Here is a 25179-nt window from a genome sequence, read left to right on the forward strand (position 1 = left end):
CTTAACTATGTGGCCTACTATTCAGGTTAATCAAGTCAATCAGTTACAAGGTGAAACCAAAGAAATTGAGCGCGTTTTACTGTTTGTAGGAAAAGGAAGCACGCACATTGGTGAAACCTTGCCAGTAAATACTCAAACTGATTTCGATACCTTGTTGGGGACAAAAGAAACCCCGTTAAAATCAAATATCAAAGCCGCCGCAGCCAATGCGGGACAGAATTGGTTTGGCTATGTCCACACCTTACCGGAGAGCGCATCAGATACGGATTTTGCCGATGCGGTAATGAAGGCACAATCCATCGCATCTGTTGAAGGTTACGTGTATATCGGTGAAACCTCCAAAGCAACCATCAAAGCGGCGCAAACACTCCGCACGAATTTAATCGCCAAATTGGGTCGCTGGTCATGGGCAATTTTGTCAGTGGAGGGATTGCAATCGGGGGAAACGTGGCAAGAAGCGCTAACGCGTCTTGGTGACCTACAAAAAGGTGAAGCGGTTGAATCCGTTCAATTAGTTCCGACATTTTGGGGAAATGAATCTGGCGTACTGGCTGGGCGTTTATGCACTCGTTCGGTGACAATCGCAGATAGTCCCGCGCGTGTCAAAACGGGGGCATTAGTCGACTTAGGTCGCGTTGAGTTTCCAAAAGATGCAGACAACGCAGAAATTGATTTAGCCACCTTACAAGCATTGGAAAAACTGCGTTATAGCGTGCCAATGTGGTATCCGGACTATGACGGAATGTATTGGTCAGATGGTCGAACATTGGATGTTGAAGGCGGTGATTTTCAGGCTGTCGAAAATTTGCGTATCGTCGATAAAGTGGCTCGCCGAGTACGTTTACAAGCCATTGCAAAAATGGCCGACCGAAGCTTAAACAGTACGCCAAACAGCATTGAAACGCATAAATCCTACTTTGCTCGCACCATGCGTGAAATGTCGCGTAGCGCGGAAATCAACGGAGTGACGTTCCCCGGTGAGTGCAAACCACCGCAAGACGGTGACGTTGTGATTGTATGGAAAACGAAAAATACCGTTGAGATTTATATCACCGTGCGAACTTATGAATGCCCGAAAGGGATCACCGTCAGTATCTTACTGGATGCCAGCTTAGGAGAGAATCAATGAGCCAGCGTTTATCAGGTCAATCTTTTGACTTCAATATCGACGGAGACTTAATTCACGTTGAGAAAGTCAGTTTATCTATTACGGATAATACCGCCGCGGCACAAACCAGAGGCATGCCCGATGGGTATGTTGCTGGTGATGTGAGTGCCGAAGGTGAAATCGAAATTAGCACAAAGTATTTTGAAATTATTGTTGCAAAAGCCCGAGCCGCAGGCTCATGGCGAGGTATTAAACCCATGGATTTTCTTTGGTATGCCAAAGCGGGCAATGAAGAAATGAAAGTGGAGTCATTCGGCAATAAATTGATCTTGAGTGATATTTTGGATGTTGACCCCAAAGGAGGTGCAGTGACTACACACAAAATTAAATACCTGGTGACAAGCCCAGATTTTGTGCGAATTAAAGGCATTCCTTACTTGGAGTCTGAATTAACTCAAACCCTTATCGGATAATAAGGACATTTGTTCATGGAAGAACACGAAAAAACACTCTTAACCATTGCGGTTATGGGGGCGCTAATTGGCATCGGAAAAATGCTCACGGGCGCAGAGCCTATCACGATTAAATTATTTATTGGTCGTGTCATTCTTGGGGCAGCAACCTCTGTTGCAGCTGCCGCAATTTTGATTTGGATCCCTGACCTTTCCCCTATTGCCCTGACAGGATTAGCGTCAGCATTGGGTATCGCTGGATATCAAGCGGTTGAAATGTGGTTGAAAAAGCGTGGAAATACATTATTACAAGGAAAGTTTAAAAAATGACGCTAAGAGAAAAACAAGCCCTGTTTACAGTGATGATTGCCAAATTGATTTTATGGGCAAATGAACGCGGTTATCAACTGACATTTGGTGAAGCATATCGCACGCCAGAGCAAGCCGCAGCCAATGCAAAATCGGGAAAAGGCATTAAAAACAGTTTGCATACACAACGTTTAGCGGTTGATTTTAATTTGTTTAAAAATGGTGTTTGGCTAACAAAATCAACTGACCATCAACCGCTTGGCGAATATTGGGAGTCTATCGGCGGAACATGGGGCGGACGATTTAACGACGGAAACCATTATTCATTAGCGCATAACGGGGTTAAGTAATGACAAAACAACTCGCAATTGGGGTCACATTATTAGTTTGTGCATTTATTGCGGGTTGGACAGTCAACGGTCTTTATCACGATAGTATTGAACTAACCGCGAAAAAAGCCGTTGATAAAACCCGTAAGATCATTGAAGACATTTCGAGCCAATCAGGACAGCGGCTGGAAGAAAAGTTGGAGGGGATTGCCAATGCTGCCCCCAGAGAAATACGCACTGAAATTATTAAGCCTGTGTTTACTAACGTTTGCGTTAGTGATGAGTTTGTCAGCATGTACAACCAAACCGTCGAAAACATTGAGCGTGAGTTATCAGGAAAACCTGCTAAAAAAATGCTCAACGGTTATTCCGAGACTCAGAGGAACAACAGGCCGTGATATTTCAGAGCCATTAGAAAAAATGGCGATTTTATATGGTCAATGTGCCGCACGGCACAACCAATTAACGGACGAAATCAGAAAGAGAAAGGAACTATCTCATGACTAAAAAAATCATCACATTAACTATCGGCGACAAAGACATCAGCTTTGAGCCGAACATCACGGCTTATCATGGCATGATTAACGATATGTCGATGGATAACAAGGTTGCTCCTATCACCACATATTTAAAACGCATTGTGTGTACTGACAGTAAAGCGTTTCTGGATGAGCTGCTAGCAATTCCGGGTGCCGCAATGCAAATTGTTGAACTGGTCAATAAAGAATATGCACCGAAACTGGAAATTAGCGTAAAAAAATAACCAACCGTGTTCGTGCCATTGAAGATAATCCGCTGCAACAGTTTATCATACTGCGGCAGCGGTATTTACCCCACGAGCCGGACACGGAGGAAAATCTCGCCGCCGCCATTTGGTTGGACAATCGACACGCAGAAAATATGCGAATTTCTGTTGCAAATGGAATTGCATTAGCCTTTAAGGGTGAATCATGACGGAACTTGATTTCACGCTAAGTCTTATCGACAACATCACAAAACCCATTCGACAAGTACAGTCAACGGTTTCTACGTTTGCTAACAAGAGTCAAATAGCATTCGGTAATATTGCCGTCGGTGGTGCTGGTCTTGCGGGGACTTTTTGGTCAATTAAAAATCTTCTTGATCCTGCTATCGAAATGAATGACGCGATGATGAGTGCATCATTACAAGGTATTGATGATGGCGTCATGGATAAAATTGCTAAAGATGCGCTGAAATTTGCGTCTCAATACGGTAAGTCGTCAATTGATTTTGTGAATTCCACGACCGCAATCAGTAAAGCGATTAATCATGTTTCTCAGCAAGAGCTACCCCAACTCACCCGTATTACGAACACCACAGCAGCCGCCTTAAAAACCTCATCCGAAGAGGCGACCGCTTACATGGGGCAAATGTTCAACCAATTTGAACAACAAGCGAACGCCATCGGTCACGTAAAATTTGCTGAAGATTTGGCAGGAAAAGCCGTGTACATGTCCAAAACCTTTGGCGTATCCATGGCGGAAATCACCGGGCTAATGGAGGGCGCTAAGAATGCTGGCACGCAATTTGGCGTTGGTATTGACGAACAATTAGCCGTATTGGGGGAATTGCAACGAACGCTTGGCGGAGAATCGTCTGGTGCATATGAAGCCTTTCTCAAAACGGCTACCGACAGTGCTCAAAAGCTCGGATTATCGTTCGTCAATGCTTCAGGTCAAATGCTGTCCATGCCCGACATGCTGGAAAAACTGCAAACCAAATATGGAGCTAGTATTGAAGGCAATTTGAAAGCCCAAAAAGACATTGAGGCGGCTTTCGGTGACGCTGCCGTGGTGGTTAAACAGCTTTACGGCAATGTCGATATTTTACGGAAAAATATTGGCTTCTTAGGTGCCAGTGATGGCATGAAACGCACCACGGAACAAGCTGCAAAATTAGCCAATCCGTGGGAGCGGCTTATGTCTATTTGGCAATCTATCCGCATCGCTATTGGTATGACACTCTTGCCAGTACTCACCCCTTTGGTCAATAAAATGGCTGAGGGCGGGCAAACACTAGTGCGTTGGCTAACGCTTTTCCCCAATATCGCTCGCTGGGTGGGATATATCACGCTGGGGATCCTTGGTTTTGCGGCGGCCGGTGCTGCTGCCAATATTGTAATGGGAATATCCAAATTCATCATGATGGGATTAAAAATCATCCTGAGCGTGTTTACTGGCGTCTTAAAAATGGGGGCTGCCGCTATTTGGCTTTATCGAGGGGCAATACTCGCATGGAATACGGCACTTAAATTTATCCGAGGCACATTGTTAGCGGTGCGTATTGCCGCAATGGCGGCGGGGATCAGTTTTTCGTGGATGAGCTTGCCTGTTCTTTTGGTGATTGGGGCAATCGCCTTATTGGTTTATGGCATTTACAAACTGATTAAACATTGGGATGCGGTCAAAGCCACCGTTATGGATACAACAGCATTTAGCGTGGTTTCGATGGCGGTTCGCATGGTGGGGCTGGTTGCTGCACAAGCTTTGGCATGGATGGTTCAAAAATGGGCTGAATTTAAAGCATATTTTAGCGATACGCTCGTTTTCAAAACCATTATTGCGATGTCCAAATTAATCAGCCAAGCCTTTAGCACCGCATGGAATGTAATTGCTGATGGATGGGAAGCGTTATGGGGAACGTGGGAGAATTTCTCTTTAAGCGACACTTTTGACGGCATGATTAATGGCGTTGTCGATTTGTTCCTCCAGGCATGGGATACCATCAAATCCTCATTCACACAAACGTTTAACGGCATTATTGACCTGCTAAATTACTTGCCGGGTGTCAATATTGAAACTCAATCCACCGGGACTGTGGACGGTTCACCCGCGCCAGCAAGTGCGGCGGGGTTATTAATTGGTGGGCAACTTAAGGGCATAGAAAAAGGCGGTATTAGTCGGCAAATCAGTAATAACCGAACTCAAAGCGTTGATAACAGTAGGCGTTTTGATAACGTAAATATCACGGTGACAAACGGAATGTCACCAACAGATTTAGCGGAATGGACTGCGCTGGAAAATGGATAATTTACTCTATTTTGATTTATTAATTACAAACCGAAATTTCACATTGAACTCCGGTAATGAACCGGAGTTGTGTCATAACCGTCGGTCAATCACCCAAGATGTGGCGCATCGTATTATCGAAAGTGGACTCGCGACACAATTAGTTGCAGAGCGTAGCCCAACATTACGCGCTGATATTCGCACACAAATGGAAATCTTAGTTGAAAGTGATGAGCGATTAATTCCGGGCACGATTGTTATTGATGAAGAAAGCACCAAACGACTTTGGATAACAGCCGATACTTATGATTTTGGTCGCATCAGTTTGGGGATGAGTTATGAATAGTGAAAACATGCCCAAAATCGACTATGAACAAGTATTACGTGAGAGTGGCATGCCGATATCGGAAGATGAAATCAGTCAGCGATTTGCAGAAATTGTGCACGATGAGGGACTAATTACTAACACGTCGAATATGTCTCCATTCTGGCGTTTAATTAATACAATAGTGACTCGCCCTGTTCGCTGGTTAACGGATGCGTTAATTAATGTCACCTTGAAAAATATGTACTTAGCAACAGCATCAGGCAAGTGGCTTGATGTATTCGCATGGGGTGTCAATTTAACGCGTAAACCTGCAACAAAAGCCAAAGGCGCTATCCGTTTTTATCGTTCTGCGGGCGCAGGCGTTGTCACTGTTCCGGCTGGAACGCTCATTCAAACTGAGCGCATTAATGGGGTAATTTACTGCGTAAAAACCGTTGAAACCATCGCTATTGATGCCGACAGTACTTTGGTGTCCGTTATTGCTGACAGTGCCGGAGGCGCTTATAACCTCGCACCGGGGTATTTTAGAATTTTGCCTTCCGCTATCACTGGAATAGCGCGTGTTCAGAATGAAGACAACTGGCTTTTAGTTCCCGGAGCCGATGCTGAAAGTGACGATGATTTACGTGACCGTTGCCGCAACCAATATAACTTAGTCGGAAATTATCATACCGATGCCGTTTACCGGGGGATGATTGCTAATGTCGTGGGATTAAGTATTGACCGCATTTTCTTTTTGCATGATGCGCCACGAGGAGCAGGCACGGCTAACGCCTATTTGTTATTGGACAGCGGTATCACTAGCCAGAGCTTTATTGACAAGGTGAATGATTATGTCAATACACAAGGTCACCACGGACACGGTGATGACCTGCAATGTTTTCCCATGCCCGAAACTCAGCATGCATTAACCATGACGTTATATGTACACCGTGTTGAAAATTTCACGCATGAAGAATTGCAAAAATTAAAACAAGATGCAGGCGATTTAGTACGCTGCGCCTTTCGCGAAAATACCAATTATGACGTCAAAAAAACATGGCCATATTCGCGATTTTCGTTCTCAAACTTAGGTCGTGAACTGCATAAACAATTCAGTGTGATTGATTCTATTGAGTTTAGTTTGTCAGATATTATCAGCGAATTAAGTGTGCCGCGATTGCAAACTCTCACGGTTGAGGTGCGCAATGGCCGAGTTTAAAGAAAAACTAAAACGACTGGTTTTGCCCTCATGGATGAATAAAGGCGAACCTGACACGCTACTGCGTGCGGCAAAGCGTTTTTGGCAAATGATTTATGGTTGGTTAACGTGGCCATTGGCTCAGTTAGATCCCGAAACCTGTACCGAACCATTATTGAACTTACTGGCTTATCAACGAGATATTCAGCGGTTTAATCATGAGCCGTTAGATTTATACCGTAAGCGCGTCAAATATGCCTTTATCAACGCCAAAGACTCCGGCAGTGTTGCAGGCTTTATTGAAATCTTTAAACGCCTTGGCGTGGGTTATGTCGAAATTAACGAACGTCAACCGGATATTGATTGGGACGTCATTATTTTACGAGTAAGTGATGGGCAAATAGCGAATAACCCTGATTTGTTATTGCAAATTATTCGGCAGTATGGGCGAACCTGCCGACGCTATCGCTTTGAAGTGATGGCGGCACATCATCTAGGAATGCGTGTGGGTTTTGTTGAAGCAGATTATGTTTGTTATCACGCAAGCATTCCTAACCAGCCATTATTTATCAGAATTGGACAAATTACTGCGTCAAATGAAACCTTTGGCGCATCATTAATGTAAAGGATTACATTCATGGCTTCAGTGATTACGACAACTTTCGAAAATTGGAAAGCACAAGAAGCGGCAAACGGTAAAGCCGTTTTGCTGGATGAGTTCGTTTTTGCGAACGTCCCCAATTTAGACCCAACACAACCTATCGATAGAAATGAAACATTACCGCCAACAAATCAAATAGTGCATCGCCAAGCTGTGAATAAAGCGGGGTTAGCCAGTGAAAATGCGGTGGCTTATAGCGTCACCTTGGGGGCAGACGTGGGTAACTTTGATTTCAACTGGATTGGTTTGATAAATAAAGAATCAGGCACGGTTGCCATGATTACGCATGCGCCAACCCAAAAGAAATTAAAAACTCAAAATGGTCAGCAAGGTAACGTATTAACCCGTTCATTTTTGTTGGAATTCCAAGGCGCCGCCGCAGAAACCCAAATCCAAACAACAGCCGAAACGTGGCAAATTGATTTTACAGCACGTCTCTTTGGCATTGATGAAATGCAGCGCCTTATCAATTTAGATAACTACGGGGCGGCGGCATTCTTTGATGATGGTTTTGAAGTCACCCGAAATGGTGAGCAATATACAATTAAAAAAGGGTTGGGCTATGTTGGCGGGTTACGTGGGCAGCTTGAGAAAAACCAAATTTTAAATGGGCTTAGAAACACGAAAATCTACGCTGACTTTTCATATCAAGGGAATATTTCAAGTCAGTGGAACACGGTTATTAAAATTACAGAAGCCGCAACGTTAAGTAATTATGTTGATATAGCCGGATTTTCTCATCAAGTATTTGCTATTGCGAGTATTGATGCATCGGGAAACGTGAAAGACTTGCGACCTAAAGGGGCATTAAGTACCCAGTTGATTGATGAGCTTAATAAAAAAGTCAATGATGGTTTGAATAGAAAGCAAGATAAAGGTGACTATGCGACTAACGCCGTACTTAATGAGAAATTTGATATTGCTAATAATAACGCCAATGGACGAGTTCCTAGTACACGGAAAGTTAATAACAAGCCTTTAAGTACAGATATCTCATTGTCAGCGGGAGATGTTGGAGCCTATACCAAGGTAGAAACAGATACCAAGGTGGCTGATGCGAAAAAAGCTGGCACCGATGCGCAGGTAACAGCCAATGCCGCAAATACGGCAGCAACCAACGCGAATAACAACGCCAATGGGCGGGTTCCTAGTACACGAAAAGTGAATAATAAACCGTTAAGTGTAGATATCACATTAAGCGCTAGTGATGTTGGTGCGTACACGAAAGCAGAGGTTGATAATAAAATAGTAACCTCAGTTAATAATAAAATATTTCGGATCTCTGCCTATGTAGAAGTTGCTATGGGATACAGTGGATGGTCAACATTCCCAACAGATCAATTTATTGTAGGAATGAGAAATAAAAATGGTGGGCCAGGAGATGTATGGTGTGATCGATTAAGAGCAGCAAGTTTACAAATGTTGGTCAATGGAGCATGGGTTAATGTCACTAACTAAGAAATTTGAACGATATATTCCAGAAGAAGAACATTACTCAAATGTCATTTATTTAAGGAATGTAGACGGAGATTGGTACAAGCAGCAGGCTAACTTTAAAAATAATACTCTCAAGATTTTATATGATGATGATGGAGTCATTACATCAATGCATCACGATGTATCAATGCTCTATCCGGAGGGTGCTTATATTTTAGAATTAGATCCTCAGACTGAGGTTGATATTGATATTCATAGAGTTAAAAATGGACAACTATTTGAATATCAGACAAAAAATGAAATAAATGCGTTACAAAATGAAGCTCAAAAAAAAATACTATTGGCAGAAGCAGGTAATATTATTGATACACTTCAAGATGCTATTGATTTAGGCCTAGCAACAGATGAGGAGATAGAGAAACTAAAAGAATGGAAGGTTTATCGAATTCAACTAAATAGAATTGACACATCAACAGCTCCGGATATCGAATGGCCAGTGAAACCTTAATCCATCCAACATGGCGTAAATCCGTAATGAAAATGTCTCCGACAATGTCGGGGACAACGTGCTCTATGGTACAAGCACATCCCTTTGTCTATGGGCTAGGACAAAGAACAGAGACTGGTAGCTATTTAAGCCCAACCAATGCGATTAAACACATAGCTAAAAAACTCGTTGGCGCAGGAGAAATAGACATTGTTGTCATGATGGTTTGCGCGAAAACGCAGGCCGAATTCATGAATTTATTACAGCTATTCTCGGCTGTATTTCCATTGCCTGTTTTTGCGCAAGTTGAGCGTATGGCAAAAACGGCGGCAAACTTGCAAGTAACAAAAATGCAGTTACCGGGAGCTCAATTTGGAGGGTTACCTAAACCGCAAACACTATCAACAACCAATAGTCGCGCCACAATGAATGCCCAATTGATAGAGCTCGCCAAAAACAGCGCGGGAAGTGTAAGTAGTATCGATGCCATGAAATCAGCGATGTCTAGATTTAAGTCCACGAGAGAAACCGCACTTAAGGACATTGGTAATAAGCTTGCCGATTTATTAGGAAAATCCACTATTATTTGGAGTTTTACTGGATTTGGTACAGGAGATTATCTTGCGGAACACTTGCAAAAAGAAATCCCTGAACCAGATGCAATTTTGACATTAGCAACACTGTTCGCAGGGAGCGAACTATCGTCACTAAAGGGAATGCTTCATGAACCCGCAAAACCAACCAACACCTCAGAATCAAACAATCACATTCGCACTTGATGGTGAAGCCATCCCGTTAAAAAATATTAAAGTTAACCCATCGGTGCAATTCCAAGATAAAGATCAGTCAGGACAAACCTCCAGTACAGCCGTTGCTGAGCAAGGTATCAAGCCCAAAGAACTGCGAGTTACGGGCGTGATTAATTTCACTGACCATAAAGTATTAACTCGCTTATTTGCCCTTGCTGAAGCTAAAGAGAACGGTAAATTGAAACGTTATCGAGTTGCCAATCACACCGCCAAAGCGATTAATTTTCGTCTCGGCACCTTTACTGGAAATATTGACGCGAGCGAAATCGATGGTCAAATGGCGTGGCAAATCACTTTTACATTAAGAGAACATTTGTCTGTTTCGGAGAAAAAAGACATTCGAGCCGCCAGTCAAGTGCAAGCTAAAAAACAAACAGGCAATCCTAAAGCCCCTATTGCAGCATCTAAAGAAGAAAAAGATGAATTAACATGGTTTGAACGGACGGTATTAAAACCCATTGATGATTGGGGGAACTCATGAAGCCCATTAATCGATGCTATTTGTCCAATGATGAGGTGCATATTGTTGATGCTAAAATTATGCTTGAATTATCAGCCTGTGGTCGTGGTTTTTTAACGGTAGAAACGGAAACAGATTACACCGGAAAATTAGTTCGGTTTGATACTGGCTACACGGATTCATTATATCGCTATTTCACGGGATATGTTGAACGCTCACAACCTGCTGATAACGGCTTTCAAAAGTTATTTGTTCGGGAGTTAGTGGCAGTGTTTGATAAAATGTGGCCATGCTCTTTCCAGCACCCTACACTAAAAATCATTACAGATTATCTGCAAGAAAATAGCGGGTTGACGTTTATTTTGCCCGAAGCGAAATATATTAATACGCCAATTCCACACTTTACGCATAACGGCACGGGATTTCAGTTATTAGCCAATTTAGGGACTGTTTTTAGTATTCCTGATTATGTGTGGTATCAACTGCCTGATGGCAAAGTCTTTACCGGAAGTTGGGCTGATTCAATGTTTAAAGATGATAATCATCAAATACCCGCTGAATTTTCAAAGAAACAATCCGCAGGCAATAGTGCCACTTACCCGTTAATCCCTGCTTTACGAGCAGGCACTGTGGTCAACGATAAGCGTATTAATAAAATTCAGATTGAAAATGACGACATCACACTGCATTGGGAAGTCAGAAACCCATTAACGGGCAAGGCTGAAAATAAAAGTCCGATTCAAAATCAAATGGATAAAGCCTATCCTGAATTGTCCGCAGGCTTACATTTACCGAAATTTGCCAGAATTGTCTCGCCAAGTGAATCAGTGAAAGCGGGTGATATATCTGATCCATTCAGACCGAAGTATGCGGTAGATGTGCAGCTACTTGATAGTGATGGCAAAGAGTCCGCCGCGCCCATTTATAAAGCAGTTCCATTGCCATTACCCATGGCAGGAACTGAAAGCGGATTATTTCAGTTTCCTCCTGAAGGCTCACTGGTCGAGATTGCTTTTGAAGGGGGAAGACCAGATAAACCGTTTATTAGACAAACGCTAAGTCAAAATAATACGTTGCCGGATATCCAACCAGAAGAGCAATTGCAGCAGCAACGAAAAGAAGTTTTTCAGCGCGTAACGCCCGACGGTAGTTGGAACCGTGAAACAGACCAAAGTATCAATGAGTCATCAATGCTACGCACGATTAAAGCGGATAAAGAGCAACGCGAGTTAGTTGTACGGGAAACGACAGTACAAGCTACGGACACGTTAACCGTTCTAGGCACCAGAAAATTGTTAGCCGGGGCAATCCAGCAATTATCTGAGGGGGACTATTCTATCGCCACGTCAGCAAACTATGTTGCGAGTGTTGAAAAAGATATGACTGTTGATGTTGGCCAGAATGCCACTATCGAGATTAGCCAAAAGCTTATAGAGAAAGTTGGGCAGATAAAGCAAAGCATCGCAGGGGCACAACAACACATCATTGCGCCTGTAGTTTGGATAGGAAGCCAGCAAGTCAATGTAGCGCAACTCATGTTAGATACGTTAGATGTGGTGAGTGAACTAGCTGAGCTTACGGCTAACCATAATCACAGTAACACTGGAGCACCAACTAACTCAGCAGCAATTAAAGGCACTGGTACCAAGTCAGCTAGTTTGAAAAACAAATATTCGCCTATCATTGGTCAATAAAGTTATCGTCCATTCTTTGCCCACATCTTGTGGGCTTTTTTATTCCCGCCATAAAACTGTCTAAGCACCATTCTAAGCGCACAAATAACCACATAGCGAAACGCATCAATCAATCTTGATCATGCCTGTTGTATTCCACTGGTGAATCATACGTCCCACGAAATAAACGATTTCACCACGTAAACCGAACTACACCGCACCCGCCTGCGCGTTTTGGATCATAAAATTATTTCAGTTTTTAAATTTTCCAAAACATATTGCCAAGCCCCTCCAATACTAGGGACTTGCCGAAGACCTCAAACTGAAATGTGTGAAAAAAATTTCAATAGATTTCAGTTTTTAGATCACCAACTGGATTGAAAAAAAACATAACACATTGAAAATGTATATAGTCTCTATTTTTAGTGTGTTTTATAATACATAACGGAAAGTTACATAATTAAAAAAAACTAAGACTCTCATAGAGTTGAGTAAATTGAAAAATTGAAATAGGATGAAGTAATAAATCATCATTTAGGATTACATTGTGAGTAAAATATCAGAAAGGATAAAAGAGCTACAAACTTCGAAACCAGAAGGATACTGTGTAATATGTGATAGTTATTCAAAGTTAACCTATGATCATGTTCCTCCTCTTGGAGCAATTACTGTCACCAAAATAGAACAAAAACATGTTACTGAAATGATAGGTTTAAAAAAAGCATCTCTAAAAGGTGCTCATTCTACAAATGGAAGTAAGTTTAGAACGCTATGTAAAGATTGTAATAGTCAAAAAATTGGGCTTTGCGATATGGAAGTAGCTAGAGTTAATGAAATACTTACAAAAAATATATCTGCTTTTTTTTATTATACAAATTATCCTAGTAATATTGTATCAATAAAATTTAACTCTATTGCATATGCTCGAGCAATGATAGGACATATATTATCTGCCACAACACCAAAAGAATGTGAATCACAAGATGGCATTTCAACATATTTCTCGCCATTAAAGCGTTTTGTTTTAGGTGATGACACTGCAATTAATGATACTCATGATATTTATTATTGGTTTTATCCAAGAGAGCGACATGTTAGTGCCAAACTAGTAAACTTTTATAATAAAGGTCATTTTGCATTAATCAGCCTTTTAGCATTTTATCCGATTGCATTTTTAATTACTGAAAAAGATAAAGGTATATATCCTGCGAATGCACTTAAATATAATTTAGGCATGAATTACTTATCCTTAGATTTATCTGCAAAAAACCTTGATTTTGTTGATTTTCCTTTCATCAGTTTAGAAAACGATAATATGTATATGCTGAATAGTTCTCAAGCTATTGTGAGCTATCCAATAAAAAGTAAATAGAATTTAGTTTATGAAATAAAACTTCAAATAGCAGGTTCAATAGTAGGTAATAAAAAATCTAAATTAGATAAAAATAACACTATATCCAGCCTTTTATATCAAAAGGCTGTTTTTATACAAATAAAATGAATTGTGTCAAATAGAAATACTTAATTTTATTCTTCATTATCTCACTTAGTACCTCAAATGCTATCACTAATTTCAATCACACGAATTACTTCCTCCTCTGAGTAACCTATTAAATAGACAACTTTCATTTACATCAACATTGATTCTGACATTACGTTTTTGATTAAATATTTTTAATCATCCTTATAACTTTTTCCGCCAATTTAAGCTTCGCAACGGGGGGTAGTATAGCGCCTTTACAAGGCTTGATGGATTCACCAAAAAGTATTTCGGCTCATTTGATTCACGCCGACTTTTTTACAGACTAACAAAAAGTTACCTTTGAGGTTTACACATATAGGCATATGAAATGGAACAGTATTTAATAATTGCTTCGAATTGTTCATATACAGAAATTTGTTAAATTAATGACAACTGTAAAATTTTGCTGCCATTTTGCTGCCATTTATTTTTACATACAAAAAAGAAACCATATTAAAAGCAACTTAACGCAATGATTTAATAGATATAATTTGGTGGGCTGTTGGGGGCTCGAACCCCAGACCGAGTGATTAAGAGTCGCCTACTCTGCCAACTGAGCTAACAGCCCGAATAGAATTATTTAACGCCTCACATTTGGTACAGTCAATAATATTCTGCTATTTTTATTCTTTAGGTTAATTTTTAGTTATCAATGTTAAATTTAAGAGAATAATCGCTTTATTAACAATCATACTCCCGATTGTCAGTGAATTTTTTCTTACTCCAATTGAGATTTATGTCACAATATTTCACGCAAACACCGCCAAAAACTTAAAAAAATAGCATTGGCTAACATCATAATCACTATCGGATAAATAACAGTATGGAAGAAAATGCACCTACAAACACCTCTCGGCCCTCTACTGACCGAAACCAATTAAAACGTAGTCTCAGTAATCGTCATATCCAATTAATTGCGATTGGTGGAGCCATCGGAACAGGCCTTTTTATGGGCTCGGGTAAAACCATTTCCCTAGCAGGGCCGTCAATTATCTTTGTCTATATGATTATCGGCTTTGTGCTGTTTTTCGTTATGCGGGCAATGGGTGAGCTACTCCTATCCAACCTTGACTATAAATCTTTCAGCGATTTCTCGGCCGACTTGATTGGACCTTGGGCTGGATTTTTTGTTGGCTGGACTTACTGGTTCTGCTGGGTAATTACTGGAATAGCAGATATTATCGCGATAACCGCGTACGTCAGTTTCTGGGTTCCCAATTATCCAGAATGGGTGACATCCTTTATCTGTGTTATCACCCTGCTGACACTGAATCTTGTTTCAGTCAGATTGTTTGGTGAGCTAGAGTTTTGGTTTGCCATGATAAAAATCATCGCTATTGTGGCATTAATTGCCGTTGGCGGTACATTGATTGCCATGAATTTCCAGTCCCCCACAGGGCATACTGCGTCATTAAGTAATATTTGGAATGATGGTGGTATGTTTCCAATGGGAATTAGTGGCTTTTTTGCTGGGTTCCAAATTGCCATATTTGCATTCGTGGGCATTGAATTAGTCGGAACTGCTGCTGCCGAAACCCGCGATCCTGAAAAATCCTTACCAAAAGCAATCAATGCGATTCCAATCCGCATTATCGCCTTCTATGTTTTATCATTAATTGTCATTATGGCAGTGACACCATGGAGAACCATTCTGGCGGATAAGAGTCCCTTTGTTGAAATGTTCGTCCTGATCAGTCTTCCAGCAGCGGCGAGTATTGTGAACTTTGTGGTTTTAACTTCTGCTGCTTCATCTGCAAATAGTGGCGTATTCTCCACCAGCCGCATGCTATTTGGGTTATCTAAAGAAGGGGATGCTCCAAAACAATTTAGTCAATTATCGAAAAAAGCGGTGCCTGCAACAGGGTTAATATTTACCTGTATTTGCCTCAGTTTCGGTATTGTACTTATCTACTTCATTCCCGATATCATGCATGCGTTTACCTTAGTCACAACAGTATCCGCCATCCTATTTATGTTTATCTGGAGCATGATCCTCATTAGCTATTTGAACTTTAGGAAAAACCGCCCAGAAAAGCATGAATCATCCCATTATAAAATGCCATTAGGTATCGTGATGTCATGGGTCAGTTTAGTCTTTTTTGCGTTTATGGTGATCTTACTGGCATTCCAGCATGACACTCGACAAGCTTTAATCGCGACTCCACTGTGGTTTATTATTCTGTTTATTGGATACCAAATTGTAAAGCGTCGTAAAATTCAATAACGCATACCTTACTCACTATATAAAGAAAAAGGCTGGAGGGAATATTTCCTTCCAGCCTTCTTTATTTTAGATTGTGACTTTCGTCAATTACTTCTGTTTATACTCAGCTTCCGCTTCTTCAAAACGAGCTTGTGCGGCTGCACTCGGTGCTTTCGTTATCAAGCTTACGACCGTAATAGCAATTGTTGCAAGGATGAAGCCAGGAATAATTTCATACAAATCAAACCATTTATATTTCATCCACACTAAAACGGTTACCGCACCGACGATCATTCCGGCCAGCGCACCCCAGCGAGTCATTCGCTTCCATGTTACCGACATCAAAACAACGGGACCAAATGCGGCTCCGAATCCGGCCCACGCATTACTCACCAAACTTAATACTTTATTATTTGGATCTTGTGCAATATAGATGGCGACAGCAGCCACTAATAACACCATCCCGCGACCAACCCATACTAACTCTTTTTGGCTAGCGGACTTACGGAAGAATGGTTTATATAAGTCCTCAGTCAAAGCACTTGCACAAACTAGTAGCTGACAACTCAACGTACTCATGACGGCAGCTAAAATCGCAGAAAGTAAAATTCCAGCAATCCATGGGTTAAATAAAAGACCCGCTAATTCCATGAAAATTCGCTCGTTATTTTTCATAACAGAACCCGCGAGCTGAGGGTTATTTTCAAAATAAGCGATACCAAAAAAGCCTACTGCAATCGTTCCACATAGACACAGCGCCATCCATGTCATGCTAATACGTCTTGCTGAACGGATCGTACGGTGAGAATCAGCGGCCATAAAGCGAGCTAAAATATGTGGCTGCCCAAAATAACCTAATCCCCATCCAAGTAAAGAAAGGATGGCAACAAAATTCATCCCTTTAAACATATCGAGATATTCAGGATTTTTAGCTTTAATCACTGCAATCGAGGTATCAAGCCCCCCCATAGACAGAATCACGACAACGGGAGTTAAAATCAGAGCAAAAATCATCAATGAAGCCTGCACTGTATCTGTCCAACTGACGGCAAGAAAGCCACCGAGGAAAGTATACGCGATAGTGGCTAATGCCCCCAACCACAGTGCTTTTTCATAGCTAATGTTAAAGGTGCTTTCAAATAATAATCCGCCAGCGACCACACCTGAAGCACAATAAATGGTGAAGAAAACTAAAATAACCACCGCTGAAATAATGCGTAGAATCTTACTGTTATCTTCAAAACGGCTCGTGAAATAATCCGGTAATGTTAGCGCATTATTGTTTTTTTCTGTTTGTACCCGTAAACGACCGGCAACAATCAACCAATTAAGATATGCGCCTAAGCACAAACCAATCGCAATCCAACTTTCTGAGATCCCTAAAAGAAAAATTGCGCCCGGTAAGCCCATTAAAAGCCAACCACTCATGTCAGAAGCGCCCGCAGATAATGCGGTAACTACACTGCCTAAACTTCGCCCCCCTAAGATATAATCATCAAAGTTTTTCGTTGAACGATAGGCTAAGTAGCCAATTAATAACATGCCGGTAATGTATACGATGAACATAATGATCATCGGAGTGCTTACAGTCATCCGTCGTCTCCATAGTACGTCTTAATTTTTAGTTATCTTTATAATTTTCTCTGATAACTTTCTGGTCTTAGGTGCTGCACTTAGTTGCACAAATTCAATTAATTGTGGCGCACACCCTGTAATATTGTGATTGTTTGCGTTGCAATAACTAAATAACCTTGCCACATCATGCTAGACAGACTCAGTTAAATTTAACAAGAAATTAACTATTTTTTATTCAATAAATAGAAGCCACATCACAAATGTTAAACTTTTAAGTTAAATATTCAATTAACTGATTAACTTCCAACATATTAAAGATTAAATACATCCCAATGATATATAAAGAAATTAATATATCCCCATTCCTCTTCGCTATTAATCCATCATAAAAACAAGCGTTGTTTCACATATTTTTCACATAGCACGCCAACAATGTTGCACAAAGTTGCAACATCATCATAATGGTGTGTAACTATTGATATTTAACATCAGTGAAACGGAAGGAATTAAGATGAGTAGCACAACAACTATGGGTGTGAGACTTGATGAAGAAACTCGCGACCGCATTAAAGCAGCCGCTCAACGTCTTGATCGCACATCGCATTGGCTTATTAAACAAGCTATTTATAATTATTTAGAGCAACTCGATAACGACCAAATTATACCTGAATTATCAACAGTTTTGGATACAAAAGATAGCCAATCTGCTGATGAAATTTCGCAAAGTGAATCCAGTTTTCAGCCATTCCTTGAGTTCGCAGAGCATATTTTGCCTCAGTCAGTGAAACGCTCGGCAATTACCTCTGCCTATCGCACCCCTGAAACTCAAGCGGTACCGATGTTATTGCAACAAGCGGAATTACCGCCAGAGCAAGCAGAAGCAGCCCATAAGCTGGCTTATTCTATCGCTGAGAAATTACGCAATCAAAAAAATGGAATTGGGCGTTCTGGCTTAGTTCAAGGGTTATTACAAGAGTTCTCACTGTCATCTCAAGAAGGTGTGGCGCTGATGTGCCTCGCCGAAGCGTTATTACGTATCCCTGACAAAGCCACGCGTGATGCCTTAATTCGCGATAAAATCAGTACGGGTAACTGGCAATCCCACGTTGGTCAAAGCAGCTCTATGTTTGTGAATGCTGCAACTTGGGGGCTATTATTTACCGGTAAATTGGTTTCTACCCACAATGAAGCCAAGTTATCAACCTCGTTAAATCGCATCATTAGTAAAAGTGGTGAGCCGCTGGTGCGTAAAGGGGTTGATATGGCAATGCGCCTGATGGGCGAACAATTTGTTACGGGTGAAACCATCGCCCAAGCTCTCGCCAATGCGCGTAAATTAGAAGATAAAGGATTCCGTTATTCCTATGACATGCTCGGCGAAGCGGCCTTGACTGAAAAAGATGCCCAAGATTATATGGTGTCTTACCAGCAAGCCATCCACGCCATAGGCAAAGCTTCTAACGGCCGCGGAATTTATGAAGGCCCAGGAATTTCAATTAAATTATCGGCACTACATCCTCGTTACAGCCGAGCGCAATATTCCCGTGTGATGGATGAACTCTACCCACGCTTGCTCTCATTAGTTTTACAAGCTCACCAATATGATATTGGAATTAATATTGATGCAGAAGAAGCCGACCGTTTAGAAATCTCTTTAGATCTACTAGAAAAACTGTGTTTTGAACCTAAATTAGCAGGCTGGAACGGAATTGGCTTTGTAATTCAGGCTTACCAAAAACGCTGTCCATTTGTTATCGACTCGATTATTAACTTAGCTGAGCGTAGCCAACGCCGACTGATGATCCGTTTAGTAAAAGGCGCTTATTGGGATAGTGAGATTAAACGTGCTCAGGTTGACGGCCTTGAAGGCTACCCTGTTTATACACGCAAGGTTTATACCGACGTCTCTTACCTAGCTTGTGCTCGCAAATTACTTTCTGTCCCTAATTTAATTTACCCACAATTTGCGACCCACAATGCGCACACTCTCTCTGCGATCTACCAATTAGCAGGTAAAAACTACTATCCAGGTCAATATGAGTTCCAATGTTTACATGGAATGGGCGAACCGCTGTATGAACAAGTGGTTGGAAAAGTCGCTGATGGCAAACTCAACCGCCCTTGCCGCATTTATGCACCAGTGGGAACCCATGAAACCCTGCTAGCTTACTTAGTGCGTCGACTCTTAGAAAATGGGGCTAATACCTCTTTTGTAAACCGAATTGCGGATGCCACAATTCCTTTAGATGAATTGGTTGCCGACCCAGTCAAAGATGTCCGTGAGCTTTCAAAAGTGGAAGGACAAATTGGTTTACCACATCCCAAAATTCCATTACCACGAGATTTGTACGGTTCTCGACGCGTCAACTCCATGGGGCTTGATTTGTCCAATGAGCATCGCCTAGCCTCTTTGTCGAGTGCCCTACTTAATTCGGCAGCACAAGATAAAACAGCAGAACCGCTACTCGGCGGTAACTTCACGAGTGAGCAACCGCTTCCAGATGCAATATCTGTAATTAACCCGGCATGTTCTCGCGATATTGTAGGTAAAGTACGAGAAGCAACAGAACAAGAAGCTGAGCATGCGTTGAATATGGCAACCGATGCTGGTGCAATTTGGTTTGCTACACCGCCGTCGGAACGTGCAGCTATTTTATTACGTGCAGCTGACATCATGGAGCAACAATTACAACCTTTATTAGATGTTCTCGTCCGTGAAGCAGGTAAGACTTATGCCAATGCCATTGCCGAAGTCAGAGAGGCTGTTGATTTCTTAAATTACTACGCAACACAAGTCCGCGAAGATTTCGATAATAATACCCATCGTCCCCTTGGTCCGGTTGTATGTATTAGCCCTTGGAACTTCCCTCTGGCCATTTTCTCAGGACAGATTGCGGCTGCACTGGCGGCAGGTAATACGGTCTTAGCTAAACCCGCAGAGCAAACACCACTGATTGGTGCAATTGCTGTCGCTATCATGCACCAAGCGGGGATCCCTCGAGAAGTTTTACAGTTTTTGCCGGGCAAAGGGGAAACTATCGGAGCAAAATTAGTCGGTGATCAGCGTGTTCGTGGGGTTATGTTCACGGGGTCAACGGAAGTTGCTGGTTTACTTCAACGTAATATTGCTGGGCGCTTAGATGCCCAAGGTCGCCCTACTCCATTAATTGCAGAGACGGGTGGCTTAAACGCCATGATCGTCGATTCTTCTGCATTAACAGAACAAGTCGTTACTGATGTTGTGGCTTCTGCATTTGATAGTGCTGGACAACGTTGTTCTGCCTTACGCATTTTATGCGTCCAAGAAGATGTTGCAGAACGTACCATTCGTATGCTTAAAGGTGCGATGGAAGAGTGTCGTATGGGCAATCCAGAGCATATTTTTACGGATATTGGTCCGGTCATTGATAGTGAAGCGAAAGAAAATATCGAGCAACACATCCAACAAATGCGCAGCAAAGGCAAGATGGTATTCCAAGCGGCGTTTGATAATAGCCAAGATCAGCAAGAGCAAGCTGAAGGAACCTATGTCAAGCCAACCCTAATTGAACTCGATAATATTGGCGAGTTAAAAAAAGAAATTTTTGGTCCTGTTCTGCATGTGGTTCGCTTTAAAAGAGATGAGCTAGGGCAGCTCGTTGATCAAATCAATGAAGCGGGCTATGGATTAACATTGGGTGTACATACTCGTATTGATGAAACCATCAATAAAGTCGTCGCTAAAGCCAAAGTAGGCAACCTGTATGTTAACCGTAATATGGTGGGTGCTGTTGTTGGTGTACAACCTTTTGGTGGTGAAGGCCTTTCTGGTACGGGACCCAAAGCGGGAGGCCCTCTATATTTATACCGTTTACTGAGTGAACGTCCAGAAAATGCCATCTGCAAAACACTAGAGCAACAAGATAATCATCTACCAATGGATGCGAGTGCTCGAACTGAGTTATTAGCACCATTTGAAGCATTCTCCGAATGGGTACAAAAACAGCAAATTGGGATTGATCAAGCTATCATTGAGCAATTTGCACGTTTAACTCAAGCTGGGACATCCCGCCTGTTACCGGGACCTACGGGAGAAAGGAACACTTATACCTTACGTCCTCGAGGCACCATATTATGCCTCAGTGATAACGAGCGAGATTGTTTAATTCAGCTTGCTGCTGTTCTTGCCAGTGGGTGCCAGACTCTGTGGTCTGATAGTGAATTACACCAAAAACTATTTAAGTCGCTGCCAGAAAAGGTTCGTAAAACTATCGCTTTCACAAAAGATTGGCAAAATTATGTTGAATCCATCGAGGGCGTTATTTACCACGGTGATTGTGATCAACTTAAACACGTCTGTGAAACTATCGCTAAGCGGAAAGGACCAATTATTTCCGTACAAGGCTTCGAACGCGGTGAAACAAACTTACTGATTGAGCGTTTAGTTCATGAACGCTCGCTGAGCGTAAATACCGCTGCGGCGGGAGGTAATGCAAGCCTGATGACTATCGGATAAAATGCAAAAAAGTCTGAGCTCAAGCTACCTTTGGGCTCAGACTTTTATTACATCTTTTCATTTTATGCTGCCATATTCCTTTTATTTATCTGCTTACCACTCAATTCACTACTATTTTTATTTTTCTATTTTTTATTATCTATAAAATTAATTTACTTACTTTATTTAATACTATTTAAGTATTTTTTATTCATCTATAACAGTTGAATAAAATTAAATCTATAATTGTATAATTTATATCTAATATACTTTATTCGCTACAAAAAATAACAGGTGCCTATTTGGGCACCTATTTCATTATCATCTGATTTAAACGTGTACGTATAAATAACTACACTTAATCGTCTTAGCTATTATTAGTTACTTGCAGACTGCCAGCTTAAGTATTGTTCATACTTACGCAGTGCAATATTGTAATTGCTAAATGCAGAATCAGTCATTTTATCACTTAACTGTTCTTGTACTTTACTTGCAGTAAAACCTTTCATAGAAAAGTTAGATGAAGAGAGTAGTTCATCTAAGCGGCGCAGGCGAACAACATACTCGCGAACAGTGCTATGACTCATCTCGGTTTGCAAGAATAGATACTGTTTGAAAGACATAATGTCGAAATAATCAGTATTGCTATTACAGTAAATTTCACTACAAAAACGGCAAAGTGCCGTAAATTTACCTTGTAGTTCATTCCATGTTGACTCATCAACCAATTCCGTCATTTCAGCAATAGCTTCTTTATTCAAGATAGCATCGTTGAAAACTAAAGAGATTCGGTCCAGAGTTTTATTACAATGAGCACAATGCGTTTGGCTGTGTTTAAAATCTTTAATATAACGACTCAACGGCCGTTTCTTTACAATAGAAGCAGACATAATGGTAAAGCCCTGTGTGTAATTATAAAAATAAAAAGTAACAAGATAACTCAGGTTACATACATATCATGCCCATAGCATTATTGGTTTCTAGCTATGTTGCATATCAAGATACGAGTAATACCCATATCTCCTTTCCTTACTTTCCGTTTAGGAGGTTAATCCATCTAGGAATGTCGTGTAAGAAAATTTATTTCCCTTTGTACGAAGCATTCTAACCTGTCTAAAACACTTTGGCGAATTTCTATGAAGAGTAATTTTTAGGGTAAATTTAGCATAGCGTCAACCTGATTAACCTAATTATTGTTAACTATAAAAGCAACTTTTTGTGGTCGAAAAACTAAATATATTACCCATGAAAGACTTAGAAGCAGAGACTTTACCTGATAACCCCTCTTTCATACAAAGGAAATTTAATTTAAAAATCAATATTATATAGATAAAAAGGTTTTATTGATAAATTTGTGACATGCCTCACCTTTCAATTCTATAATCGCAGTTTAAATGTACAGCCATTAATTCTACAAATATCTGATAAGCTAGTTTTATAATTGAGGTGTAAATTATTTTTTACAATGTCCGCTATTTTTAATTATTTACGTTGTATATGAAAAAAAGTTATTAACATCATTAGAAAAGTTATAACAATCTCTATCTTTGAATCTTCCATTAAAAAATTAGTCACTTTTACCTAACATAAGTATCCATAATGGCGTACTCAGTATGTAGCATTTTATGCTGCACCCTGGTTAGATTTGTATCATTATCATTCAAAGGAATATGATTATTTACTTATTATTATTGCGATAAATATCTATTTTTATCCCCCTCATTTATTTTTTAGTATTAAATCAATTAATCTTATTCGGATTACCCATTATCTGAAGTGACATCCCCATTTAATAAGTAACCATATGAATTATTTGAATATTATACTTTTAGGATTTGTTACGTTTGATAATAAAATCTTCTCTTATATACTTAATTAGCTATATAAATAAAATATTCTATTAAGGTTAATTATGAAAAAAATAATTTTAGCTTGTGGTATGGGTCTATTGGCATTAACAATCACTGCATGTTCAGAAGAAGATAAAAAAGGTCAAGTTGCCGGTGCAACTGAAACCTGTAATGCTTACTTCGCTGAAGTTGATAGCTTAATTTCTAAAGCATCTGAAAACCCACAAGCCAAAGCGCAGTTAGATGCGATGAAAGGCCAGTTGGAAGAAGGAAAAAAACAAGTTGCAGCTTTACCTAAAGAGCAACAAGACCAAGCTTGCCAGCAAGGCATCGATGCAATGAAACAAATGAAAACAGCGATGGGCCTGCAATAATAGCCCCTTTTCTGTGATCTAAAAAGAGCCATTTATGGCTCTTTTTTTATTTCTAACGTAGTTATTTTCTTAAAATTCAATTTCCTACGTGTTTTTTGAAAGCACATTAAGTCCGTTTTTTTTATAGTCATAAAAAATACATTTAAAAAGGAAATTGAATGTTTACCTCAAGCATCAAAGCAACAAAGCCAATTCAAATAACCTCAAAAGTTGAAATAAAAAAAGAATATGGTCAACTAAGCCAAAAATTATTGAATGTTTCTAATAAATTTATTTCATTTACCGTTAATAAACAGAGTATTTCAATAAATAAAGCAATACTTATGTCTGACGTACTGAAAGCCGTACAAAAATCAAATCCTAAAGATACTCAAGCTATCGCACACTGGAAAGAGCAAGAAAGAGTCGTACAGCTATCAGCAACATTTAACCAAGCATTTGATGCCGTAATAGACGCTTTTATTAGTTCAAACCAAGATATGAAGTTTCGATTAAGTCTTCAAGAAAAAATAAATATTTTCAATGAAATCAAAGGGAATTTACAATTTGGTGAATATCAGTTTAACAAAAATGCGGCACAAAAATCACTCGAACATGTGCTACGTAATAATTCTCGAATAAAAGAAATAACCACCCTATTGATTCAACAGAACAAAATATCTGACACCAAAAGTGTCAGATATGTAACTAACTATATAATCGAAGCTATCAACAACGAGTTATGCCAAACTTTATTTCCAGAACTACCATTAAGAGAAATCAGTGTTTTGGCAACAGAATTAACATCACTGCGACTATTTGACAAATCAATGGATCAGATGAAATATGACCACTGGAAAGCACACTACAAATTGCCATCCAGTGGTAAAACAATAATGCTCTAATCTCATCTATCAATGGGGCGTTCTACATCATAACG

Annotated in this window: 23 protein-coding genes and 1 tRNA gene; 21 read left to right on the forward strand and 3 right to left on the reverse strand. The window is 40.5% G+C overall.

Features of this window, described 5'->3' with window-relative positions; genetic code table 11:
- The first annotated feature begins 7 nt into the window (after positions 1-7).
- The 17 genes from PROVRUST_RS04235 to PROVRUST_RS04320 all read left to right on the forward strand — a co-directional run bounded on the left by PROVRUST_RS04235 (position 8) and on the right by PROVRUST_RS04320 (position 13634).
- Positions 8-1129 (forward strand): DUF2586 domain-containing protein, encoded by a 1122-nt coding sequence (locus tag PROVRUST_RS04235; RefSeq protein ID WP_006813477.1) that lies wholly within the window; start codon positions 8-10, stop codon positions 1127-1129.
- The gene (locus PROVRUST_RS04240; protein WP_006813478.1) at positions 1126-1581 is read left to right on the forward strand and encodes a DUF2597 family protein; all 456 of its coding nucleotides are present in this window, start codon (positions 1126-1128) and stop codon (positions 1579-1581) included. Before PROVRUST_RS04235 ends, PROVRUST_RS04240 begins: the two co-directional genes overlap by 4 nt.
- 15 nt (positions 1582-1596) lie before the next feature.
- On the forward strand, positions 1597-1890 hold the full coding sequence (locus PROVRUST_RS04245; RefSeq protein WP_006813479.1) for a phage holin family protein: 294 nt from the start codon (positions 1597-1599) through the stop codon (positions 1888-1890).
- Entirely contained in the window at positions 1887-2219 is a 333-nt protein-coding gene (locus PROVRUST_RS04250; RefSeq protein ID WP_006813480.1) for a M15 family metallopeptidase, read from the forward strand. Before PROVRUST_RS04245 ends, PROVRUST_RS04250 begins: the two co-directional genes overlap by 4 nt.
- On the forward strand, positions 2219-2596 hold the full coding sequence (locus tag PROVRUST_RS04255; protein WP_006813481.1) for a hypothetical protein: 378 nt from the start codon (positions 2219-2221) through the stop codon (positions 2594-2596). The genes PROVRUST_RS04250 and PROVRUST_RS04255 overlap by 1 nt, the downstream gene beginning before the upstream one ends.
- 101 nt (positions 2597-2697) lie before the next feature.
- The gene (locus PROVRUST_RS04265; protein ID WP_006813482.1) at positions 2698-2961 is read left to right on the forward strand and encodes a putative phage tail assembly chaperone; all 264 of its coding nucleotides are present in this window, start codon (positions 2698-2700) and stop codon (positions 2959-2961) included.
- A gap of 50 nt (positions 2962-3011) precedes the next feature.
- Entirely contained in the window at positions 3012-3152 is a 141-nt protein-coding gene (locus PROVRUST_RS20680) for a DUF6890 family protein (protein WP_410431436.1), read from the forward strand.
- Positions 3149-5248 (forward strand): phage tail tape measure protein, encoded by a 2100-nt coding sequence (locus tag PROVRUST_RS04270; RefSeq protein WP_006813483.1) that lies wholly within the window; start codon positions 3149-3151, stop codon positions 5246-5248. Before PROVRUST_RS20680 ends, PROVRUST_RS04270 begins: the two co-directional genes overlap by 4 nt.
- Positions 5241-5573 (forward strand): DUF2590 family protein, encoded by a 333-nt coding sequence (locus PROVRUST_RS04275; RefSeq protein WP_006813484.1) that lies wholly within the window; start codon positions 5241-5243, stop codon positions 5571-5573. Before PROVRUST_RS04270 ends, PROVRUST_RS04275 begins: the two co-directional genes overlap by 8 nt.
- Positions 5566-6756, forward strand: a complete 1191-nt coding sequence (locus PROVRUST_RS04280) for a baseplate J/gp47 family protein (protein WP_006813485.1) — start codon at positions 5566-5568, stop codon at positions 6754-6756. Before PROVRUST_RS04275 ends, PROVRUST_RS04280 begins: the two co-directional genes overlap by 8 nt.
- Entirely contained in the window at positions 6743-7360 is a 618-nt protein-coding gene (locus tag PROVRUST_RS04285; RefSeq protein ID WP_006813486.1) for a phage tail protein, read from the forward strand. Before PROVRUST_RS04280 ends, PROVRUST_RS04285 begins: the two co-directional genes overlap by 14 nt.
- 12 nt (positions 7361-7372) lie before the next feature.
- Positions 7373-8854 (forward strand): phage tail-collar fiber domain-containing protein, encoded by a 1482-nt coding sequence (locus PROVRUST_RS20120; RefSeq protein WP_006813487.1) that lies wholly within the window; start codon positions 7373-7375, stop codon positions 8852-8854.
- Positions 8841-9341, forward strand: coding sequence for a tail fiber assembly protein (locus PROVRUST_RS04300; RefSeq protein WP_006813488.1), 501 nt, complete (start codon positions 8841-8843; stop codon positions 9339-9341). Before PROVRUST_RS20120 ends, PROVRUST_RS04300 begins: the two co-directional genes overlap by 14 nt.
- Positions 9323-10099, forward strand: a complete 777-nt coding sequence (locus PROVRUST_RS04305; protein WP_248696621.1) for a hypothetical protein — start codon at positions 9323-9325, stop codon at positions 10097-10099. Before PROVRUST_RS04300 ends, PROVRUST_RS04305 begins: the two co-directional genes overlap by 19 nt.
- On the forward strand, positions 10044-10610 hold the full coding sequence (locus tag PROVRUST_RS04310; RefSeq protein WP_006813490.1) for a baseplate complex protein: 567 nt from the start codon (positions 10044-10046) through the stop codon (positions 10608-10610). The genes PROVRUST_RS04305 and PROVRUST_RS04310 overlap by 56 nt, the downstream gene beginning before the upstream one ends.
- Positions 10607-12283 carry a hypothetical protein gene (locus tag PROVRUST_RS04315; protein WP_006813491.1) on the forward strand — a complete coding sequence of 559 codons (1677 nt, stop codon included), beginning with the start codon at positions 10607-10609 and terminating at the stop codon, positions 12281-12283. The genes PROVRUST_RS04310 and PROVRUST_RS04315 overlap by 4 nt, the downstream gene beginning before the upstream one ends.
- A gap of 526 nt (positions 12284-12809) precedes the next feature.
- Entirely contained in the window at positions 12810-13634 is an 825-nt protein-coding gene (locus PROVRUST_RS04320; protein WP_006813492.1) for a hypothetical protein, read from the forward strand.
- A 642-nt stretch (positions 13635-14276) separates the two neighbouring features.
- Here the strand turns inward: PROVRUST_RS04320 and PROVRUST_RS04325 are convergent.
- Positions 14277-14352 (reverse strand) — tRNA-Lys (locus PROVRUST_RS04325).
- Positions 14353-14607: 255 nt separating this feature from the next.
- Here PROVRUST_RS04325 and cycA point away from each other — a divergent pair.
- On the forward strand, positions 14608-16008 hold the full coding sequence (cycA, locus tag PROVRUST_RS04330; protein WP_006813493.1) for a D-serine/D-alanine/glycine transporter: 1401 nt from the start codon (positions 14608-14610) through the stop codon (positions 16006-16008).
- An 87-nt stretch (positions 16009-16095) separates the two neighbouring features.
- On the opposite strand, the gene putP is transcribed toward cycA, so the two are convergent.
- Positions 16096-17580 carry a sodium/proline symporter PutP gene (gene putP / locus PROVRUST_RS04335; protein WP_006813494.1) on the reverse strand — a complete coding sequence of 495 codons (1485 nt, stop codon included), beginning with the start codon at positions 17578-17580 and terminating at the stop codon, positions 16096-16098.
- 493 nt (positions 17581-18073) lie between these two features.
- Between putP and putA the strand changes: the two genes are divergently transcribed.
- The gene (gene putA, locus PROVRUST_RS04340; RefSeq protein ID WP_039854267.1) at positions 18074-22057 is read left to right on the forward strand and encodes a trifunctional transcriptional regulator/proline dehydrogenase/L-glutamate gamma-semialdehyde dehydrogenase; all 3984 of its coding nucleotides are present in this window, start codon (positions 18074-18076) and stop codon (positions 22055-22057) included.
- A 356-nt stretch (positions 22058-22413) separates the two neighbouring features.
- Here the strand turns inward: putA and fliZ are convergent, their stop codons facing one another.
- On the reverse strand, positions 22414-22926 hold the full coding sequence (fliZ, locus tag PROVRUST_RS04345; RefSeq protein ID WP_006813497.1) for a flagella biosynthesis regulatory protein FliZ: 513 nt from the start codon (positions 22924-22926) through the stop codon (positions 22414-22416).
- 1022 nt (positions 22927-23948) lie between these two features.
- On the opposite strand from fliZ, the gene PROVRUST_RS04350 reads away from it, so the two are divergent.
- Together PROVRUST_RS04350 and PROVRUST_RS04355 are read left to right on the forward strand one after the other, a co-directional pair.
- On the forward strand, positions 23949-24260 hold the full coding sequence (locus PROVRUST_RS04350; protein ID WP_006813498.1) for a DUF5339 domain-containing protein: 312 nt from the start codon (positions 23949-23951) through the stop codon (positions 24258-24260).
- 158 nt (positions 24261-24418) lie between these two features.
- A complete protein-coding gene (locus tag PROVRUST_RS04355; RefSeq protein ID WP_006813499.1) occupies positions 24419-25144 on the forward strand; it encodes a type III secrection system effector, WxxxE family in 726 nt (241 codons plus the stop codon).
- The last annotated feature ends 35 nt before the right edge of the window (positions 25145-25179 follow it).

Origin of the sequence: Providencia rustigianii DSM 4541, from assembly GCF_000156395.1 — a bacterium.
GTDB lineage: Bacteria > Pseudomonadota > Gammaproteobacteria > Enterobacterales > Enterobacteriaceae > Providencia > Providencia rustigianii.

Excerpts from the sequence above, each read along its gene's own strand:
- putA (WP_039854267.1), top strand. The coding sequence starts at position 18,074 with ATGAGTAGCACAACAACTATGGGTGTGAGACTTGATGAAGAAACTCGC.
- PROVRUST_RS04350 (WP_006813498.1), top strand. The coding sequence starts at position 23,949 with ATGAAAAAAATAATTTTAGCTTGTGGTATGGGTCTATTGGCATTAACA.
- PROVRUST_RS04240 (WP_006813478.1), top strand. The coding sequence starts at position 1,126 with ATGAGCCAGCGTTTATCAGGTCAATCTTTTGACTTCAATATCGACGGA.
- PROVRUST_RS04315 (WP_006813491.1), top strand. The coding sequence starts at position 10,607 with ATGAAGCCCATTAATCGATGCTATTTGTCCAATGATGAGGTGCATATT.
- fliZ (WP_006813497.1), bottom strand. The coding sequence starts at position 22,926 with ATGTCTGCTTCTATTGTAAAGAAACGGCCGTTGAGTCGTTATATTAAA.
- PROVRUST_RS04275 (WP_006813484.1), top strand. The coding sequence starts at position 5,241 with ATGGATAATTTACTCTATTTTGATTTATTAATTACAAACCGAAATTTC.
- PROVRUST_RS04235 (WP_006813477.1), top strand. The coding sequence starts at position 8 with ATGTGGCCTACTATTCAGGTTAATCAAGTCAATCAGTTACAAGGTGAA.
- PROVRUST_RS04305 (WP_248696621.1), top strand. The coding sequence starts at position 9,323 with ATGGCCAGTGAAACCTTAATCCATCCAACATGGCGTAAATCCGTAATG.
- PROVRUST_RS04270 (WP_006813483.1), top strand. The coding sequence starts at position 3,149 with ATGACGGAACTTGATTTCACGCTAAGTCTTATCGACAACATCACAAAA.
- PROVRUST_RS04285 (WP_006813486.1), top strand. The coding sequence starts at position 6,743 with ATGGCCGAGTTTAAAGAAAAACTAAAACGACTGGTTTTGCCCTCATGG.
- PROVRUST_RS20120 (WP_006813487.1), top strand. The coding sequence starts at position 7,373 with ATGGCTTCAGTGATTACGACAACTTTCGAAAATTGGAAAGCACAAGAA.
- PROVRUST_RS04245 (WP_006813479.1), top strand. The coding sequence starts at position 1,597 with ATGGAAGAACACGAAAAAACACTCTTAACCATTGCGGTTATGGGGGCG.
- PROVRUST_RS04355 (WP_006813499.1), top strand. The coding sequence starts at position 24,419 with ATGTTTACCTCAAGCATCAAAGCAACAAAGCCAATTCAAATAACCTCA.
- PROVRUST_RS04250 (WP_006813480.1), top strand. The coding sequence starts at position 1,887 with ATGACGCTAAGAGAAAAACAAGCCCTGTTTACAGTGATGATTGCCAAA.
- putP (WP_006813494.1), bottom strand. The coding sequence starts at position 17,580 with ATGACTGTAAGCACTCCGATGATCATTATGTTCATCGTATACATTACC.
- PROVRUST_RS04300 (WP_006813488.1), top strand. The coding sequence starts at position 8,841 with ATGTCACTAACTAAGAAATTTGAACGATATATTCCAGAAGAAGAACAT.
- PROVRUST_RS04255 (WP_006813481.1), top strand. The coding sequence starts at position 2,219 with ATGACAAAACAACTCGCAATTGGGGTCACATTATTAGTTTGTGCATTT.
- PROVRUST_RS04265 (WP_006813482.1), top strand. The coding sequence starts at position 2,698 with ATGACTAAAAAAATCATCACATTAACTATCGGCGACAAAGACATCAGC.
- PROVRUST_RS04310 (WP_006813490.1), top strand. The coding sequence starts at position 10,044 with ATGAACCCGCAAAACCAACCAACACCTCAGAATCAAACAATCACATTC.
- PROVRUST_RS04280 (WP_006813485.1), top strand. The coding sequence starts at position 5,566 with ATGAATAGTGAAAACATGCCCAAAATCGACTATGAACAAGTATTACGT.
- cycA (WP_006813493.1), top strand. The coding sequence starts at position 14,608 with ATGGAAGAAAATGCACCTACAAACACCTCTCGGCCCTCTACTGACCGA.